The sequence below is a fragment of the Arsukibacterium sp. genome (assembly GCF_041616895.1).
Taxonomy (GTDB): domain Bacteria; phylum Pseudomonadota; class Gammaproteobacteria; order Enterobacterales; family Alteromonadaceae; genus Alishewanella.
The window spans coordinates 1-2,406 of sequence record NZ_JBFJPY010000191.1 but is presented as its reverse complement, the minus strand read 5'-3'; the positions used below and the strand labels follow the sequence as shown (position 1 = coordinate 2,406).

The following is a 2,406-nucleotide window of genomic DNA, read 5'->3' as shown; positions in this document are numbered from 1 at the left end:
GGTTTTACTGCCAGGCACCAGCACAATTAACCCGTGCATCGCCACAATAACCGCCGGTGCCTTGGCCAGCCGGGTAAACAGGTTACTGTAAATACCCACCGCAAAGGCACCCAGAAACGCGCCCATGGTGTAATCGACCAGGCTGGCACCGGTAATACTGACACCATAAGCAATAAAGCCCGCGGCCAGTGACCACAGGGTATATTTACCACGGCTTCTGAACAATACGATTAGCGAGCTGACCAGAATACCCACCGCCAACCAGGCAAAATGGCGGGATATTGGCTCAGGTTTAACAAAATCGACCATACCAAACAGGGTAAAACCGATGGCAATGCCCAAAAAGGCCCCAAAATATAGCTTAAACAGCATCATCAGGGCGTCCATAATACGCGCATTACCCGACACCAGATGGCGCGCGGCTAATTCGGCAAAGCCAATGGTTAATGCTAAGCCGGGTATAAACGAAATAATGGCTGATAACACGGTAAGCCGGATATTAATTCCTGGGTCAATGTAACTGCTGATCGCACAAGCACCAATTGCCGCCGCCATGGCAACCAGCGGCTCCAGCATATTGGCCACTCGGCGCGAGCGCTGTGCCCACAGCACAAACACATATACCAGTAACGATAATACCGCCGACCACAGCACGTCATTCCAGCTGGTGGCCATTAACATTGCAAAGGCGCCACCCGAAGCCATCATCGCCACTGCGGTGGCTAACTTGCCGTAAGAGCTGGGGCGGGCATCAATGGCATCTAGCAAGGCATCGGCCTCATGAATGCTGACCTGGCCCTGCAATACCTGATCAACCAGTTCGTCAGTGCGCGACAATGCCCCTAAATCTAAATCGCCAGGGTTAACCCGCGAGGCATGGGTATACTCCTGTTCATGGCCTTCGGTCCACAATACAAAGGTCATGGAAGTAGGCGAAATAATAAACGAGCCCTTCAGCGCGAGGTGGGTAGTCAGTTCGGTAAGGTGGGCTTCCAGCCGGTAAGCCGGGGTGCCGTATTTATGCAGCATCTTGCCCAGTTTGACGATAAATTTACGTTTGTGATTAAAATCAGCGGTATACACAAGCGGTTTCCTGCAGTTCGGCCTGGCACTTAAATAGGCGGCTAATTGTAAAGCAAAAGTCTACCAATAGCAGTGTTGCCATCAGTAATTTACAATAATATGTCTGTAACCGACCGCAATAACGGCCGCTGCACCAAGCACATAGCCGGCTGTAACGTATTGCGCTTTGCAATAATCCGGTGTAACAATACTACAGGCGAAATCAACAGTGACGGTATGCAACCTCAACAGCTCATTATTTTAGGTGGTGGAACTGCGGGTTGGATCTGTGCCAACCTGCTGGCCCGCGCGTTACCAAGCCACTGGCAGATCAGTCTGTTAGAATCGCCGCAAATTGGCACCATCGGTGTGGGCGAGGGCTCCACCCCACAACTGCGCCAGTTATTTGCAACACTCGGGCTGGCCGAAACCAACTGGATGGCACAGTGTCACGCCACCTACAAAACCGGAATTTGCTTTCAGGGCTGGTCAACCAGGCCTGGTTTTAACCATTATTTTCATCCTTTCCCCAGTGCAACAGACGATGAAACGGCTAAAGGTTGCTATTTTAATGGCGTATTGCGGCGCAAAGGCATGGCAGCCGACGCACACCCCGACAGCTTTTTTCTGGCCAGCCAGCTGGCACAGCTACGGCGGCTGCCAATTAGCGACACCGCGCCCTTTGCGCTCGATTACGCCTACCATTTTGACGCTGGCTTGCTGGGAAAGATGTTACAGCACCAGGCTATTTCTGCTGGCGTGCGCCACCTGATCAATCAGGTAAGCCAGGTGCAACTTACCCCGGCTGGCGATATCGACAGCCTGTACTGTGAAGATGGCCAGAGGCTGCATGCCGATTTTTTTGTCGATTGCTCCGGTTTTCAAAGCCGGCTGCTGCAACAGGCCTTAGCCGAGCCTTTTATCAGCTTTGCCGATAATTTGTTTAATAACGCCGCCGTCGCGTTAGCAACGCCGGTTGAGCCACAGCCTCGCCCGCAAACCTCGGCGATTGCCATGCAATATGGCTGGCGCTGGCATATACCGCTGACCTCGAGGGTGGGTAATGGTTATGTCTATAGCCAGCATTTTGTCAGTGCCGATCAGGCTGAAACTGAACTACGACGTGAACTGGGGTTACTTGAAGCCGATGTCAGCGCCCGCCATTTGCAAATGAAAGTAGGCCGGGTAGCCAACAGCTGGCAGCGGAATTGTCTGGCGGTGGGTTTGGCCCAGGGCTTTATTGAACCATTGGAAGCGACCGCCCTGATGCTGGTGCAGGAAACGGTTAACCGTTTTATTCAGCACTGGCAGGCGGGACAGCCCGCGCCAGGTGCCCAACAGGTG

At 53.1% G+C, this 2,406-nt stretch carries 2 protein-coding genes; one reads left to right on the top strand and one right to left on the bottom strand.

Translation table 11 applies throughout. The annotated features are described in order from the left end of the window. Positions 1–1,083: threonine/serine exporter ThrE family protein (locus ABY802_RS16610; protein ID WP_372628231.1), on the bottom strand; the 1,083-nt coding region annotated here is incomplete at its 3' end. Between the two features lie 216 nt (positions 1,084–1,299). On the opposite strand from ABY802_RS16610, the gene ABY802_RS16605 reads away from it, so the two are divergent. Continuing rightward, positions 1,300–2,406 (top strand): tryptophan halogenase family protein (locus ABY802_RS16605; RefSeq protein WP_372628230.1); only part of this gene is annotated, 1,107 nt, incomplete at its 3' end.